This window comes from Pseudomonas sp. P7759 (assembly GCF_013386445.1).
GTDB classification, from domain to species: domain Bacteria; phylum Pseudomonadota; class Gammaproteobacteria; order Pseudomonadales; family Pseudomonadaceae; genus Aquipseudomonas; species Aquipseudomonas azotoformans_A.
The window spans coordinates 227,326-241,216 of the sequence record NZ_JACART010000004.1 but is presented as its reverse complement, the minus strand read 5'-3'; the positions used below and the strand labels follow the sequence as shown (position 1 = coordinate 241,216).

Genomic DNA, 13,891 nt, shown 5'->3' with positions numbered 1-13,891 from the left:
TGGCTCCTTATTTGCCCAGTTGTTCGGCGAGTTCCGCCGAGCGGTGCGCAGCGGCACCCAATGCTTTTTCCACCAGGGCTTCAAAGCCCCCGGCCTGGAACGACTCGATGGCCGCCTGTGTGGTGCCGCCTGGCGAGGTCACGCGACGGCGCAACTCGGCGGCGTCCACATCGCTGGCCACCGCCATATGCGCGGCGCCCAGGGCAGTCTGCTCGGCCAGTTGCTCGGCCACGTCCTTGGACAGGCCCAGTTTCACGCCGGCCGCAGTCATGGCCTCGATCAGCAGGAAGAAGTACGCCGGGCCGCTGCCGGACACGGCGGTGACCGCGTCCAGTTGCTGCTCCTGCTCCAGCCACAGGGCGAGGCCCACGGCGGACAGCAGCTCCTGCGCCTGGTCACGTTGTTCGGCGCTCACCTGCGCGGTGGCATACAGCCCGCTCACACCTTGGCTGACCAGTGCTGGCGTATTGGGCATGCAGCGCACGATCGGCTGGGCACCGAGCCAGGTGTTCATGCTGGCGCAGGTGATGCCGGCAGCGATGGACACCACCAGTTGCTGCGGCTGCAGGCTCGGACGCAGGCTTTCGCACACGGCTTTCATGGCCTGCGGCTTAACGGCCAGCACAATCACATCGACGCCCTGGATGGCCTCGGCGTTATCGGCAAAGGTTTCAATACCGTGTTCGGCGCTGACGCGGCCACGGGTGTCGGCGCCTGGGTCGCTGGCGCGGATCTGCGCGGCGTCCAGGCCCTTGGCCCGCAGGCCACCGATCAGGCTGGCCGCCATGTTACCGGCGCCGATAAAGGCAATACGCGTGTTGCTCATGACAGGTCCTTACTCAGAGGGAAGTCAGCCATTTCATGGCTGGCCGTAGTCGCGGGCGCCAAACAGGGCGGTACCGATCCGCACCCAAGTGGCGCCTTGGGCAATAGCCGACTCAAGGTCATGGCTCATGCCCATGGAAAGTGTGTCCAGTGGCAGGTTCAGGCTGTTTTGCAGGTTGCATACCGCGGCGAACGCTGCGTCTTGCGCGGTCCGATCTTCAGTCGGCTCCGGAATCGCCATCAGGCCACGCAGTTTCAGGCGCGGCAGGGCGTTGATCGCATGGGCCAGGGCCGGCAGGTCGGCGGGTGTACAGCCGGACTTGCTGGCTTCGCCACTGACATTGACCTGGATGCAGATATTCAGCGGTGGCAGGTCGGCCGGGCGTTGTTCGGACAAGCGTTGAGCGATTTTGAGGCGGTCCACGGAATGCACCCAAGCGAAGTTCTCGGCGATAGCGCGCGTCTTGTTCGATTGAATGGGGCCGATGAAGTGCCAACTCAAGGGCAGGTCGGTTAATTCGGCCTGTTTGCCCAGGGCTTCCTGCAGGTAGTTCTCGCCAAAGTCGCGCATGCCGGCGGCATAGGCTTCGCGCACGGCTTGCGCGGGTTTGGTCTTGCTCACGGCCAGCAGGTGGATGCTGCTTGCGTCACGTTGCACGGCGTCGGCTGCGGCGCGGATGCGCTGGCTAACCTGGCCGATGTTGTCTGCTATCGTCGACATTCAAGATGCGCCCGTGGATATGGAGTCCGCGGCATTCTACTGGAAATGGAAAGCCCTATGGATATCACTGAATTACTCACGGCCAGCGTGCGCCGTGGTGCCTCCGACCTGCATTTGTCTGCCGGCCTGGCGCCGATGCTGCGGCTGGATGGCGAGGTCTGGCCGCTGGAGGGCCCGGTGCTTTCACCTACGCAAGTAGCGGACTTATTGAGCCCTTTGCTCACTCAGCACCAGCAAAAGGATTTCGAAACATCTCTAGAAACAGATTTTGCCTTCGAACTGCCCGGCGTGGCGCGCTTCCGGGCCAATGTGTTCCGGCAGGATCGCGGCATGAGTGCGGTGTTTCGCACCATCCCTTCTGAGATCCAGAGCCTGGAAAGCCTCGGTCTTGGCGAAGTGTTCCAGCGTATCGCCCAATTGCCACGTGGTCTGGTGCTGGTCACCGGCCCGACCGGCTCAGGCAAGTCCACCACCCTGGCGGCGATGATCGATTTTCTCAATCAACATCGGCGTCAACACATCCTCACCCTTGAAGATCCCATCGAATTTATCCATACGCCGAAAATGGCGTTGATCAACCAGCGCCAAGTGCATCGCGACACCCATGGTTTTTCCACTGCCTTGCGCTCGGCACTGCGCGAAGACCCGGACGTGATCCTGGTGGGCGAACTGCGCGACCTGGAAACCATCCGCCTGGCGCTGACGGCGGCTGAGACCGGGCACCTGGTGTTTGGCACCCTGCACACCAGTTCGGCGGCTAAGACTGTCGACCGGCTGGTGGACGTGTTCCCGGCCGGGGAAAAGGCCATGGTCCGCTCGATGCTGTCGGAGTCGTTGCAGGCAGTGGTGTCTCAGGTGCTGGTGAAGAAAGTCGGCGGCGGGCGCGTAGCGGCCCATGAAATCATGCTGGGCACGCCGGCCATTCGGAATTTGATCCGGGAGGACAAGGTGGCGCAGATGGTTTCAGCGATTCAGACGGGCGGGGCGTTGGGGATGAAGACGTTGGATATGAGCTTGAAGGCGCTGGTCGGGGCGGGGGTGATCAGCCGGGAGGATGCGAGGGAGAAGGCGAGGGTGCCAGCAGATTTATGAGGAACCAATGTGGGAGCGGGCTTGCTCGCGAAAGCGGTGTGTCAGTCAACTTACATATCGACTGAAGCACCGCCTTCGCGAGCAAGCCCGCTCCCACATTTTGTAACGCGTTTAGCCAGGAATCAGCGTTGTACGACCCGCAAGTTGTTCTGCTCTTTCGGAAGCACCCGCTTGGCAATCACGTAATTCTTGTCCCAGAACGGCTTCTTCAGGGTGTCGATACTCACCGACTTGCCACGACGCGGTGCGTGGATGAAGCGGTCGTTGCCCAGGTAGATGGCAACGTGGTTCACCTGGCGGCTCTTCAGCTTGAAGAACAGCAGGTCTCCGGGTTTCAGGTCCTTGCGATCAACCTTCTGCCCGTGGCCAGCGGCCATGGCGTTGGACGTGCGCGGCAAGTCCACCGCTGCAACATCATTAAACGCATATTTCACCAAGCCGCTGCAGTCGAACCCTTTACTTGGGCTGCTGCCGCCCCAACGATAAGGGGTACCGAGCACGTTCACGGCGCGGCTGAGGACGGTGCTGCTCTGCTTGGTGTTGACGCCGACCAGGCCTGGGACTGCTTTGCCGTTATGGGCCTTGCTCAGTTGAGTCGGGCGGTTGACGGTCAGCTTTACCGATTTGGCGGTGCTTGGCGTGCTGTGGACTTTAGGGGTGAAACCGTTAACGTTAGGAAGTCGTTGCTCACGATTGGTGGCGTGGGCGGCCAGTGGCATTAATAGGCAAATGGTTAGCCATGTCTTGAAAAATGGTCGCATTAGGCGTGGCTCTTATGGGTTTGCGCGCAACTTTATAACAGCTTTTTGTGTCGTTCTCAGGCCGTTTGTCGACTGAACCTTGACGTCAAAATCAGGAAAAACGCGACGATTCGCCGCAATTGTCCTACACAAGTCAGGTGGCATAAGGCTTTCAGGGCAGGGAAGATACCATTTGCCGTACGTCGGGCGCCTGTAAAAAAGTCACAAAGAAAATGAAAAAATTTATCTATCGAGGCAAAAGAGGTACGCGATGAACACCTATCAGCAGATTGGCCCGCAGCAAGACACCCACAGTAAGGTGATCGGTTACCTGCTGTGGATTTTCGGTTTTACCGGGGCGCATCGCTTCTATTACGGCAAACCCGTCACCGGCACGATCTGGTTTTTCACCCTCGGCCTGTTGGGTATTGGCTGGCTGATCGACTTTTTCCTGATCCCGGCGATGGACCGTGAAGCGGACCTGCGTTTTACCGCCGGACCCATCGAATACAACGTGGCCTGGATCCTGTTGGCGTTTCTGGGGGTATTTGGCGTACACCGCATGTACCAGGGCAAATGGATCACCGGCCTGATCTACCTGCTGACCGGCGGCTTGTTCCTGGTGGGGGTGCTGTATGACTTCTGGACGTTGAATACGCAGATTTCGATCCGCAATGCCGAGCGTAATAACGGGCGTTGAGTTTCTCAAGCCATACAGAAAACCAAATGTGGGAGCGGGCTTGCTCGCGAAGGCGGTGGATCAGTCTATTAATCTGTTGACTGACAATTCGCCTTCGCGAGCAAGCCCGCTCCCACAGTTACTGTGCCCACTCTAGACCAGCGTCAGGCCTGGTAACTGATACGGCCGTCAACCAGGGTGTAACGCACCGTCGCCGGCAGGCTGTGCCCGATGAATGGGCAGTTTTCACCCTTGGACAACCACTGCTCCCCGGCAACCGTGGAGCTGGCCGGATCAAACAGCACCAGATCCGCCGCCGATCCCACCGCCAACTTACCCGCCGGCAGGCGCAGGGCCTCGGCCGGGCCAGCGCTCAGGCGTGCCAGCAGTGTCGGCAAGTCCAGCAACCCATCTTCCACCAACGTCATCGCCAACGGCAGCAGCAGTTCGACACTGCTGATGCCCGGCTCTGTCGCGCCAAACGGTGCCAGCTTGGCATCCCGCTCATGGGGCTGGTGATGGCTGGAAATCGCCGAAACCACACCGGACTTGACCGCTGCGCGCAAACCGTCGCGGTCGGCCAAAGTGCGCAGCGGCGGCTGCACGTGGTACAGGCTGGAGAAGTCGATCAGCGCTTCATCCGTCAGAATCAGCTGATACAGCGCCACATCCGCCGTTACCGGCAAGCCACGGGCCTGGGCCTGGGCGATCAAGGCGACACCTCGTGCACTGGTCAGTTGGCTGAAGTGCGCACGCACGCCGCTTTGTTCCACCAGCAGCAGGTCACGGGCCAGGGCCACGGTCTCGGCGGTTTCCGGAATGCCCGGCAGGCCGAGGAAGCTGGCCACGGAGCCTTCATGGGCCAGGCCGCCTTCGGCCAGGTCGCGGTCCTGGGAATGGAAGATCACCGTCAGGTCGAAGGTGGCCGCGTATTCCAGGGCGCGCAACAGCGTGCGTGTGCTGCGAAAACTTTCCAGGCCATTGCCGAACGCCACGCAACCGGCGTCGCGCAGGGCGATCAGTTCGGCGAGTTGTTCGCCTTCCAGGCCTTTGCTCAAGGCGCCGATAGGGAACACCTTGCAATTGCCGGCTTCACGGGCGCGGTCGAGGATCAGTTCGGTCACGGCCGAGGTGTCGAGGATCGGCTTGGTGTGCGGCGGGCAGCACAGGCTGGTCACGCCACCGGCAGCGGCGGCGCGGGTTTCGCTGATGATGTTGCCTTTGCGGCTGTAGCCTGGCTCGCGCAGGGCGACGTTCAGGTCGACCAGGCCCGGCGCGGCCACCAAGCCTTTGGCGTCGAGGGTTTCAGTCGCGCTGAAACCTGCCGGAGCAGCGCCGATGGCGATAAGCTTGCCGGCTTCCAGATGCAAATCGGTGACTTGATCCAGGCCACTGGCCGGATCGATAACGCGAGCGCCAAGAATGCTGAGCTTCACTGGGCGTTCTCCTGCTCGAATTGACGTTGCGCGGTTTGCCCGCTCATGGCCATGGACAGCACGGCCATGCGCACGGCGATACCGTAGGTGACCTGGTTCAGGATCACCGACTGAGGGCCGTCGGCCACCGCCGACTCAATCTCTACCCCACGGTTGATCGGGCCCGGGTGCATGACGATGGCATCCGGCTTGGCGCCGGCCAGGCGCGCAGTGGTCAGGCCGAACAGGCGGTAGAACTCGCCTTCGCTCGGCAGCAGGCCACCGGCCATGCGCTCACGTTGCAGGCGCAGCATGATCACTACATCCACGTCCTTGAGGCCGGCGGCCATGTCGGTGTAGACCTTCACGCCGTACTGCTCGATGCCGATCGGCAGCAGGGTTTTCGGGGCGATCACGCGGATATCCGGGCAACCCAGGGCTTTCAGGGCCAGCATGTTGGAGCGTGCAACCCGCGAGTGCAGGATGTCGCCGACGATGGCCACCGAGAGGTTTTCAAAGCTGCCCTTGTGCCGACGGATGGTGAGCATGTCGAGCATGCCCTGGGTCGGGTGGGCGTGACGGCCGTCGCCGCCGTTGATGATCGCCACCTGCGGGCACACGTGTTCGGCGATGAAGTGCGCGGCACCGGAGTCGCCGTGGCGCACCACGAACATGTCGGCGGCCATGGCTTCCAGGTTGCGCAGGGTGTCGAGCAGGGTTTCGCCCTTGCTCGCCGACGACGTGGACACGTTCAGCGTGATCACGTCGGCCGACAGCCGCTGGGCCGCCAGTTCAAAGGTGGTACGGGTGCGCGTGGAGTTCTCGAAGAACACATTGCAGATGGTCTTGCCGCGCAGCAGCGGGACCTTCTTCACCGCGCGGCCACCGACTTCAAGGAACGAGTCGGCGGTGTCGAGGATTTCGGTGAGCAGTTCGCGGGGCAAACCGTCGAGGGACAAGAAGTGTTGCAACTGGCCCTGAGCATTGAGCTGCAGCGGGCGCTTGGCATCGAGAGGCGTCATCGCGGGGACTCTTTACAAGGCGGTTTAAAGGGCGAGGTCTTGCAGTTCGAGTTCGAGCGGCGTGGGACCGGACAATTTTACCCGCTGGTGGGCTGAAAGCGACAGTGTGGCGCCGACCACATCCGGGCTGATCGGCAGTTCGCCGGCATCCAGGTCGAGCAGGCACACCAGGGTCACGCTGGCCGGGCGGCCGTAGTCGAACAGTTCGTTCATGGCGGCACGGATGGTGCGGCCACTCATCAGCACGTCGTCGATCAGCACCAGGTGCTGGCCTTCGATCTCGAACGGCAGGGCCGACGGGCGCACTTGCGGGTGCAGGCCGTTCTGGCTGAAGTCGTCACGGTAGAAGGACACGTCGAGGGTGCCGAGGGGCGAGTCGCTGCCCAGTGCTTCCAGCAATGCCTGGGCCACCCACACACCACCGGTGCGAATGCCGATGAAGCGCGGCTCGCTGATGTTGCGGTGTTGCAGATGGGCCGTGAGGCTTGTGGCCATCTGGCTGATCAGTTCGGCGGGGTTCGGCAGGCTCATGCAGGCTCCTTCAGGACCTTGGCGCAGGCAAGGTCCGGGCTCAAACGTAAAAAGACGCGGCAAGCCGCGTCAGTCAGGATTCAAATAATGCAGTGTTTTCATCCAGCCATCCCTGCAACAACAGGGCGGCGGCGATGGCGTCCACGGGGTTGTCGCGGTAGCTGCCCTTCTGCCCGCCACGGTCACGGCGCTCACCCTTGGCTTCAAAGGTGGTGAGGCGTTCGTCGTGGGTATAAAAGGGCAGGTTGTAGCGGCCATTGAGGCGGCGGGCGAATTTTTCGGCGCGCAGGCACATGTCGCTGGGGGTGCCGTCCATGTTCAAGGGCAGGCCGACCACGACCGCATCGGGCTTCCACTCTTTAATGAGGGCTTCGACCTGGTTCCAGTCCGGCACGCCGTTCTGGGCTTTCAAGGTGCACAGCTCGCGGGCCTGGCCGGTGATGACCTGGCCGACCGCGACGCCGATCTGTTTGGTGCCGTAGTCAAAACCCAGGATCAGTCGCAAAGCCATCAGGCGTGCCCCGCCTGGCTGGTCAACAGGCTGAGGTTGACCCGCAGCTTGGCGGCCGCCGCTTCCAGACGCAATTCGCTGGGCGTGTTGAACAGGATGTCGGCGTCGAAGGGGCACGTCAGCCAGGCGTTGCTGGCCAGTTCGGCTTCCAATTGGCCCGCTTCCCAGCCCGCATAACCGAGGGTGATCACACTTTGCTCAGGGCCCACGCCGTCGGCGATGGCGAACAACACGTCCTGGGAGGTGGACAGTGACACACCGTCCAGATCGACCGTGGCCTGGAACTTCGGCCCCGTCGGGTGCAGCACAAAACCGCGATCGGTCTGCACCGGCCCGCCGATGTAGATCGGCACGCCCTGGCAACGGGCAGGCGGGTCGACTTCCGGGCGCAGCTGTTCAAGGATATCCGCCAGGTTCAGCTCTTGCGGGCGGTTGACCACCAACCCCATCGCACCATTGGCCGTGTGCTCGACGATGTAGGTCAAGGTCTGCGCAAAGTTCGGGTCGGCCATATGGGGCATGGCGATCAGGAATTGATGCTTGAGGTAGGTCGGGCTGACGTTTTTCATGTTCGATAGTGTGGCGGTGGAGGGGCGAACTGACAAGCTGGTGATGTGCCACAGGTGGCAATTGTCATCAATTGCTCGACAACCGATCGCCCTTGGCGAACTTCCAGGTGCGGATGATTTCCAGGCGATCGACGTCGTTCAAGTCGCCGCTGAAAGGGGCAAAAGGCGCGGCCAGGCGCACGATGCGCTGGGCGGCCTGGTCCAGCAACGGCTGGCCGGACGACTCCAGTACCTGCACTTCATATAACGTGCCGTCGCGGTTGATTGAAACCAATAGACGCAAATTGCCGTAAATCTGCTGACGCCGGGCCTCTTCCGGGTAGTTGAGGTTGCCGATGCGCTCGACCTTCTTGCGCCACTCGTCTTTGTACCAGGCACCTTTGTCGCGCATGGTCGAGGCGGCGTTGAGCCGGTAGATGCGCGGGCGCTTGGCGTACAGCTGCTGTTCGTTGGCCAGTTCGGCTTCGAGGCTGGAGATTTCGTCGGACAGGGTCGAGCTGTCGAAGGTCGGCGCTGGCTTTACGGGCTCGGGCGTGGGTTCGGTCTTGGTCTTTTCACGCTGGGTCGGGGCTTTTTGCGGCTTGGGCGCGACGGTGGTCACTGCCGCCTTGGGCGCGGCCTGCTTGACCTCCGGCTTGGGCACCGGCGGCGGGGTGACTTTATTCACCTTGTTGTCCTGGAACGGCGCCACTTCGGTGGTCTTGGGCACGGCTTTCTTGTCGAGGGTGCCGCTGCCTTGCTGGTTGTCCTGGGCGAGGAAGTCAGCCTTCTCGGGCTTCTTTTCGCTTTTGAATGTGGCGAGGGTGATTTCCAGGGTTTTGCTGATCTGCTTGGGCTCGACCATGGTGAAACCCACGCCGAGGATCAGGGCTAGGTGAATCAACGCCGCCAGGAACAGGGTAAATCCGAGCCGATCAGCCGGGCGCACGCCGCTGTGGGAGAGTTCGGGGGGCAGATCGGACGGGAGTGTCATGACAAGAAAACCAACATCGCGCGTTTCACAGGTGGCGCATGATAACGCAATGTTGGTTTGTGTCCGGCTGTTCTATATCACTTGGCTTGCAGCTTGCGCTCAATGGCCACCATCAGCATTTCGCCGATGTTCGTGCCAAATGCGTTGTCGATCTCGCGGATGCAGGTCGGGCTGGTGACGTTGATTTCAGTCAGGTTCTCGCCGATCACGTCCAGGCCGACAAACAGCAAGCCCTTTTCACGCAGGGTCGGGCCGACCTGGGCTGCAATCCAGCGGTCCTTGTCCGACAGCGGGCGCGCTTCGCCACGACCACCGGCCGCCAGGTTGCCACGGGTCTCGCCCGCCGCCGGGATGCGTGCCAGGCAGTAATCCACCGGTTCGCCGTCGATCATCAGGATGCGCTTGTCGCCGTCCTTGATCGCCGGCAGGTAGGCCTGGCCCATGATCTGCTGGGTGCCCAGGGCAGTCAGGGTCTCCAGGATCACCGACAGGTTCGGGTCGCCTGCGCGGTGACGGAAGATCGAGGTGCCGCCCATGCCGTCCAGCGGCTTGAGGATCACATCGCCATGTTTGGCGGCGAATTCACGCAGCACATCGGCGCGGCGGCTGACCACGGTCGGCGGCGTGCACTGTGGGAACAGGGTGGCGAACAGCTTTTCATTGCAGTCGCGCAGGCTCTGCGGCTTGTTGACGATCAGCACGCCGGCGCGCTCGGCCTGCTCCAGCAGGTAGGTGGAGTAGACGAACTCCATGTCGAACGGCGGGTCCTTGCGCATCAGGATCACGTCCAGATCGCTCAGCGGGCTGTCGATTTCATCTTGCAGTTCGAACCACTTTTCCGGGTTGGCAAACACCTGCAGCGGGCGCATGCGTGCACGGGCCTCGCCGTCGCCCTGGTAAAGATCGCGCTGCTCCATATAGAACAGGGTCCAGCCGCGGGCCTGGGCGGCCAGGAGCATGGCCAGCGAGCTGTCCTTTTTATAGGAAATGCTGGCGATAGGGTCCATGACAATGCCGACGCGAACGCTCATGGGGGATTTCCTCTAGCAAATAAGGGCGCATAAAAGTGGCGTCAGAGTGGCGCTGCGGCTGTTGTGGGTCAAGGAAAAACCACCTGGCCGGTTGCTCGATAGATTGCGCCCGGAGACTGTGCTAAAAAGACTGCCACGGCGCAGCAGCCCTTGAATTCCAAGGCCCGCGGCGCTCATCCTGTGCAACATCAGGCAGTACACACCGAAAACCGATTCGCTGTGGCGATGGCAGAGCAGATATGGAACAGCATTCCAACGCCTTGAGAGTGATGGTGATCGACGATTCGAAGACGATCCGCCGCACCGCTGAAACCTTGTTGAAGAACGTGGGGTGCGATGTCATCACGGCCATCGACGGTTTCGATGCCCTGGCCCGGATTGTTGATCATCACCCGCATATTATTTTTGTCGACATCATGATGCCGCGCCTGGATGGCTATCAGACCTGCGCGCTGGTGAAGAACAACCCGGCGTTCAAGTCGATCCCGGTGATCATGTTGTCGTCCAAGGACGGCCTGTTCGACAAGGCCAAGGGGCGCATCGTGGGGGTCGATCAGTTTTTGACCAAGCCATTCAGCAAGGAAGAACTGCTGGGCGCGATCAAGGCCTACGTGCCGGGGTTCGCCGCAGTAGAACAAGCACACTGACGCCGCCTCACAAGGGCCGGCGTCCACCTATGTAGTGGGGAAAACCATGGCACGTGTTCTGATCGTCGACGATTCGCCGACCGAAATGTACAAACTGACCGGCATGCTGGAAAAGCATGGTCACCAGGTCCTCAAGGCCGAAAACGGCGCGGACGGCGTGGCGCTTGCCCGCCAGGAATTGCCCGACGCCGTGCTGATGGACATCGTGATGCCGGGCCTCAACGGCTTCCAGGCCACCCGCCAGCTGTCCAAGGAGCCGGAAACCAACGGCATCCCGATCATCATCATCACCACCAAGGACCAGGAAACCGACAAGATCTGGGGCGCGCGCCAGGGCGCCAAGGACTACCTGACCAAGCCGGTGGATGAAGAAACCCTGATCGCCACCCTGAACAAGGTGCTGGCCGGCTGACGGTTCGCCATCATGACCGAGTCGCAAACCGCCTTCGAGCTGCTGCTGGACATTGACCGCCGCTGCCGCCTGCTGGCCGCTGACCTGCCGTCCCAGGAAACCCGCCTGCAACGCTGGAGCGGGATCGGCTTTCGCCTGGACCAGCACTGGTATGTGGCGCCCATGGGCGAAGTCGCCGAAGTCCTGCACGAACCACGTTGCACCTTGATGCCCGGGGTCAAGGCCTGGGTCAAGGGCGTGGCCAACCTGCGTGGGCGCCTGTTGCCGGTGATGGACCTGGGTGGATTCCTCGGCCTTGAGTTGTCCAAGGCGCGCAAGCAACGGCGGGTGCTGGTGGTGGAGTTCAACGACGTGTTTGTCGGGCTGCTGGTCGACGAGGTGGTGGGGATGCAGCATTTCGCACAAGACGCCTGGCGGGCGAACACCGCGCCCGACGCAGTGTTTATTCAAGGCCGGTTCGACGGCGACCCGTCGTGGCAGGTGTTCAGCCCCTTCGCCCTGGCCCAGGCCCCTGGCTTCATGGATGTTGCCGCATGACCACCGCTACCGCACTCAAACCCCAGGCCGGCTCACGCAGCCGCTCGCAGATCATCGTGCTGTTCATCGCACTGATCGTGTTCATCATGTTGCTGTTCGCCAACTTCGCGTACCTCAATACCCAGTCCACCTACGACAAACAGTACATCGGCCACGCCGGTGAGCTGCGCGTGCTGTCCCAGCGCATCGCCAAGAACGCCACCGAAGCCGCCGCCGGCAAGGCTGCGGCGTTCAAGCTGCTGGGCGACGCGCGTAACGACTTCGCCCAGCGCTGGGGCTTCCTGAAAAAAGGTGACCCGCAAACCGGTCTGCCCGCCGCGCCCAGCGCAGTGCGTGCCGAAATGCGCGCGGTGCAGACCGACTGGGAAGCACTGCTGAAAAACACCGACGCGATCCTCGCCAGCGAGCAGACCGTGCTGTCGCTGCATCAGGTGGCCGCGACCCTGGCCGAAACCGTGCCGCAACTGCAGATGGAGTCGGAAAAGGTCGTCGATATCCTCCTGCAACGTGGTGCTCCGGCCAGCCAGGTAGCGTTGGCCCAGCGCCAATCACTGCTGGCCGAACGTATCCTTGGCGCGGTGAACACCGTGCTGGCCGGCGACGAAACCGCCGTGCAGGCCGCCGATGCCTTTGGCCGCGACGCCAACCGCTTCGGCCAGGTGCTCAATGGCATGCTCCAGGGCAACCCCGGTTTGCGCATCACCCAGGTCGAGGACCGCGACGCCCGCGCGCGGTTGGCGGAAATCGCCGAGCTGTTCGAATTCGTTTCCGGCTCCGTGGATGAAATCCTCGAAACCTCGCCGCAGCTGTTCCAGGTGCGGGCCTCAGCGAGCAACATCTTCAATCTGTCGCAAACCCTGCTCGATGAAGCCTCGCACCTGGCCACCGGGTTCGAAAACCTCGCCAGCGGGCGCAGTTTTGACACCATCGGCGGCTATGTCCTGGGCCTGCTCGCACTGACCTCGATCATTTTGATCGGCCTGGTGATGGTGCGCGAGACCAACCGCCAGCTGCACGAAACCGCCGAGAAGAACGAACGCAACCAGAACGCGATCATGCGCCTGCTGGATGAAATCGAAGACCTGGCCGACGGCGACCTCACGGTGACTGCCTCGGTGACCGAAGACTTCACCGGCACCATTGCCGATTCCATCAACTATTCCGTCGACCAACTGCGCGACCTGGTCGCCACCATCAACCTCACCGCCGGGCAAGTCGCCGGCGCCGTGCAGGATACCCAGGCCACCGCCATGCACCTGGCCCAGGCCTCGGAGCATCAAGCCCAGCAGATCGCCGAGGCGTCCACCGCGATCAACCAGATGGCCCAGTCCATCGACCAGGTCTCGGCCAACGCTGCCGAGTCCTCGGCGGTGGCAGAGCGCTCGGTGGAAATCGCCAACAAGGGCAACGAGGTGGTGCACAACACCATCCATGGCATGGACAACATCCGCGAGCAGATCCAGGACACCGCCAAGCGCATCAAGCGCCTGGGCGAGTCGTCGCAGGAAATTGGCGACATCGTCAGCCTGATCGACGACATTGCCGACCAGACCAACATCCTCGCCCTCAACGCTGCTATCCAGGCAAGCATGGCCGGCGATGCCGGGCGTGGGTTTGCCGTGGTTGCCGATGAAGTGCAGCGCCTGGCCGAGCGCTCATCGGCGGCGACCCGGCAGATTGAAACGTTGGTGCGGGCGATCCAGGCCGACACCAACGAAGCGGTCATTTCCATGGAACAGACCACCACCGAAGTGGTACGCGGCGCGCGGCTGGCCCAGGACGCCGGGGTGGCGCTGGAAGAGATCGAAGGCGTATCCAAGACCCTGGCGGCGCTGATCCAGAGTATTTCCAACGCAGCGCAGCAACAGACCTCATCGGCCGGGCAGATCTCCCTGACCATGAACGTGATCCAGCAGATCACCACCCAGACCTCGTCGGGCTCCACGGCCACCGCCGAAAGCATCGGCAACCTGGCGAAAATGGCCAGCCAGTTGCGGCGGTCGGTGTCGGGTTTCACACTTCCACCTGCCAAGCAGCCGGAAGATTGAAATGCTATCCAAATGTGGGAGCGGGCTTGCTCGCGAATGCGGTGTATCAGTCACCTAATCTATTAACTGACCCACCGCATTCGCGAGCAAGCCCGCTCCCACATTAGATATCCATTGGTTTTGGGATATCTGCAACAT

The 13,891-nt window shown here is 62.0% G+C and carries 16 protein-coding genes; 6 read left to right on the top strand and 10 right to left on the bottom strand.

All coding sequences use genetic code 11. The features are described from left to right. Positions 1 to 7: 7 nt before the first annotated feature. Entirely contained in the window at positions 8 to 826 is an 819-nt protein-coding gene (gene proC / locus HX823_RS05125) for a pyrroline-5-carboxylate reductase (protein WP_177074289.1), read from the bottom strand. Between the two features lie 33 nt (positions 827 to 859). After that, on the bottom strand, positions 860 to 1,546 hold the full coding sequence (locus tag HX823_RS05120; protein ID WP_177074288.1) for a YggS family pyridoxal phosphate-dependent enzyme: 687 nt from the start codon (positions 1,544 to 1,546) through the stop codon (positions 860 to 862). Positions 1,547 to 1,603: 57 nt separating this feature from the next. Between HX823_RS05120 and HX823_RS05115 the strand changes: the two genes are divergently transcribed. After that, positions 1,604 to 2,638 (top strand): type IV pilus twitching motility protein PilT, encoded by a 1,035-nt coding sequence (locus HX823_RS05115; protein WP_177074287.1) that lies wholly within the window; start codon positions 1,604 to 1,606, stop codon positions 2,636 to 2,638. 122 nt (positions 2,639 to 2,760) lie between these two features. On the opposite strand, the gene HX823_RS05110 is transcribed toward HX823_RS05115, so the two are convergent. Then, complete coding sequence (locus tag HX823_RS05110; protein ID WP_033897060.1) at positions 2,761 to 3,399, bottom strand: C40 family peptidase; 639 nt, start codon at positions 3,397 to 3,399, stop codon at positions 2,761 to 2,763. A 250-nt stretch (positions 3,400 to 3,649) separates the two neighbouring features. Here HX823_RS05110 and HX823_RS05105 point away from each other — a divergent pair, with 250 nt between their 5' ends. After that, complete coding sequence (locus HX823_RS05105; protein ID WP_218169641.1) at positions 3,650 to 4,078, top strand: TM2 domain-containing protein; 429 nt, start codon at positions 3,650 to 3,652, stop codon at positions 4,076 to 4,078. Between the two features lie 143 nt (positions 4,079 to 4,221). Here HX823_RS05105 and HX823_RS05100 read toward each other — a convergent pair whose 3' ends face one another. From HX823_RS05100 to gshB, 7 genes are all read right to left on the bottom strand, one after another. Beyond that, complete coding sequence (locus HX823_RS05100) at positions 4,222 to 5,493, bottom strand: dihydroorotase (RefSeq protein WP_177074286.1); 1,272 nt, start codon at positions 5,491 to 5,493, stop codon at positions 4,222 to 4,224. Further along, positions 5,490 to 6,494, bottom strand: coding sequence for an aspartate carbamoyltransferase catalytic subunit (locus HX823_RS05095; RefSeq protein ID WP_016976042.1), 1,005 nt, complete (start codon positions 6,492 to 6,494; stop codon positions 5,490 to 5,492). The genes HX823_RS05100 and HX823_RS05095 overlap by 4 nt, the downstream gene beginning before the upstream one ends. 24 nt (positions 6,495 to 6,518) lie before the next feature. After that, positions 6,519 to 7,025, bottom strand: a complete 507-nt coding sequence (pyrR, locus tag HX823_RS05090) for a bifunctional pyr operon transcriptional regulator/uracil phosphoribosyltransferase PyrR (protein ID WP_033897063.1) — start codon at positions 7,023 to 7,025, stop codon at positions 6,519 to 6,521. A gap of 73 nt (positions 7,026 to 7,098) precedes the next feature. Next, complete coding sequence (gene ruvX / locus HX823_RS05085) at positions 7,099 to 7,536, bottom strand: Holliday junction resolvase RuvX (protein ID WP_003195067.1); 438 nt, start codon at positions 7,534 to 7,536, stop codon at positions 7,099 to 7,101. Continuing rightward, complete coding sequence (locus HX823_RS05080) at positions 7,536 to 8,105, bottom strand: YqgE/AlgH family protein (protein ID WP_033897066.1); 570 nt, start codon at positions 8,103 to 8,105, stop codon at positions 7,536 to 7,538. The genes ruvX and HX823_RS05080 overlap by 1 nt, the downstream gene beginning before the upstream one ends. A gap of 67 nt (positions 8,106 to 8,172) precedes the next feature. After that, complete coding sequence (locus tag HX823_RS05075) at positions 8,173 to 9,078, bottom strand: energy transducer TonB (RefSeq protein ID WP_038850851.1); 906 nt, start codon at positions 9,076 to 9,078, stop codon at positions 8,173 to 8,175. 77 nt (positions 9,079 to 9,155) lie between these two features. Further along, a complete protein-coding gene (gene gshB / locus HX823_RS05070) occupies positions 9,156 to 10,109 on the bottom strand; it encodes a glutathione synthase (protein ID WP_177074285.1) in 954 nt (317 codons plus the stop codon). Positions 10,110 to 10,348: 239 nt separating this feature from the next. Here gshB and pilG point away from each other — a divergent pair, with 239 nt between their 5' ends. Genes pilG through HX823_RS05050 form a run of 4 tightly spaced genes read left to right on the top strand, consistent with a single transcriptional unit; the run spans position 10,349 to position 13,753 of the window. After that, entirely contained in the window at positions 10,349 to 10,756 is a 408-nt protein-coding gene (pilG, locus tag HX823_RS05065) for a twitching motility response regulator PilG (protein WP_010564379.1), read from the top strand. A 46-nt stretch (positions 10,757 to 10,802) separates the two neighbouring features. Next, a complete protein-coding gene (pilH, locus tag HX823_RS05060; RefSeq protein WP_016976047.1) occupies positions 10,803 to 11,168 on the top strand; it encodes a twitching motility response regulator PilH in 366 nt (121 codons plus the stop codon). A 12-nt stretch (positions 11,169 to 11,180) separates the two neighbouring features. Then, the gene (locus tag HX823_RS05055; protein ID WP_177074284.1) at positions 11,181 to 11,705 is read left to right on the top strand and encodes a chemotaxis protein CheW; all 525 of its coding nucleotides are present in this window, start codon (positions 11,181 to 11,183) and stop codon (positions 11,703 to 11,705) included. Further along, positions 11,702 to 13,753 carry a methyl-accepting chemotaxis protein gene (locus HX823_RS05050; RefSeq protein ID WP_177074283.1) on the top strand — a complete coding sequence of 684 codons (2,052 nt, stop codon included), beginning with the start codon at positions 11,702 to 11,704 and terminating at the stop codon, positions 13,751 to 13,753. The genes HX823_RS05055 and HX823_RS05050 overlap by 4 nt, the downstream gene beginning before the upstream one ends. Positions 13,754 to 13,891: the final 138 nt, after the last annotated feature.

Excerpts from the sequence above, each read along its gene's own strand:
- HX823_RS05110 (WP_033897060.1), bottom strand. The coding sequence starts at position 3,399 with ATGCGACCATTTTTCAAGACATGGCTAACCATTTGCCTATTAATGCCA.
- HX823_RS05095 (WP_016976042.1), bottom strand. The coding sequence starts at position 6,494 with ATGACGCCTCTCGATGCCAAGCGCCCGCTGCAGCTCAATGCTCAGGGC.
- HX823_RS05115 (WP_177074287.1), top strand. The coding sequence starts at position 1,604 with ATGGATATCACTGAATTACTCACGGCCAGCGTGCGCCGTGGTGCCTCC.
- HX823_RS05075 (WP_038850851.1), bottom strand. The coding sequence starts at position 9,078 with ATGACACTCCCGTCCGATCTGCCCCCCGAACTCTCCCACAGCGGCGTG.
- pyrR (WP_033897063.1), bottom strand. The coding sequence starts at position 7,025 with ATGAGCCTGCCGAACCCCGCCGAACTGATCAGCCAGATGGCCACAAGC.
- proC (WP_177074289.1), bottom strand. The coding sequence starts at position 826 with ATGAGCAACACGCGTATTGCCTTTATCGGCGCCGGTAACATGGCGGCC.
- ruvX (WP_003195067.1), bottom strand. The coding sequence starts at position 7,536 with ATGGCTTTGCGACTGATCCTGGGTTTTGACTACGGCACCAAACAGATC.
- HX823_RS05080 (WP_033897066.1), bottom strand. The coding sequence starts at position 8,105 with ATGAAAAACGTCAGCCCGACCTACCTCAAGCATCAATTCCTGATCGCC.
- gshB (WP_177074285.1), bottom strand. The coding sequence starts at position 10,109 with ATGAGCGTTCGCGTCGGCATTGTCATGGACCCTATCGCCAGCATTTCC.
- HX823_RS05120 (WP_177074288.1), bottom strand. The coding sequence starts at position 1,546 with ATGTCGACGATAGCAGACAACATCGGCCAGGTTAGCCAGCGCATCCGC.
- HX823_RS05050 (WP_177074283.1), top strand. The coding sequence starts at position 11,702 with ATGACCACCGCTACCGCACTCAAACCCCAGGCCGGCTCACGCAGCCGC.
- pilG (WP_010564379.1), top strand. The coding sequence starts at position 10,349 with ATGGAACAGCATTCCAACGCCTTGAGAGTGATGGTGATCGACGATTCG.
- HX823_RS05105 (WP_218169641.1), top strand. The coding sequence starts at position 3,650 with ATGAACACCTATCAGCAGATTGGCCCGCAGCAAGACACCCACAGTAAG.
- pilH (WP_016976047.1), top strand. The coding sequence starts at position 10,803 with ATGGCACGTGTTCTGATCGTCGACGATTCGCCGACCGAAATGTACAAA.
- HX823_RS05055 (WP_177074284.1), top strand. The coding sequence starts at position 11,181 with ATGACCGAGTCGCAAACCGCCTTCGAGCTGCTGCTGGACATTGACCGC.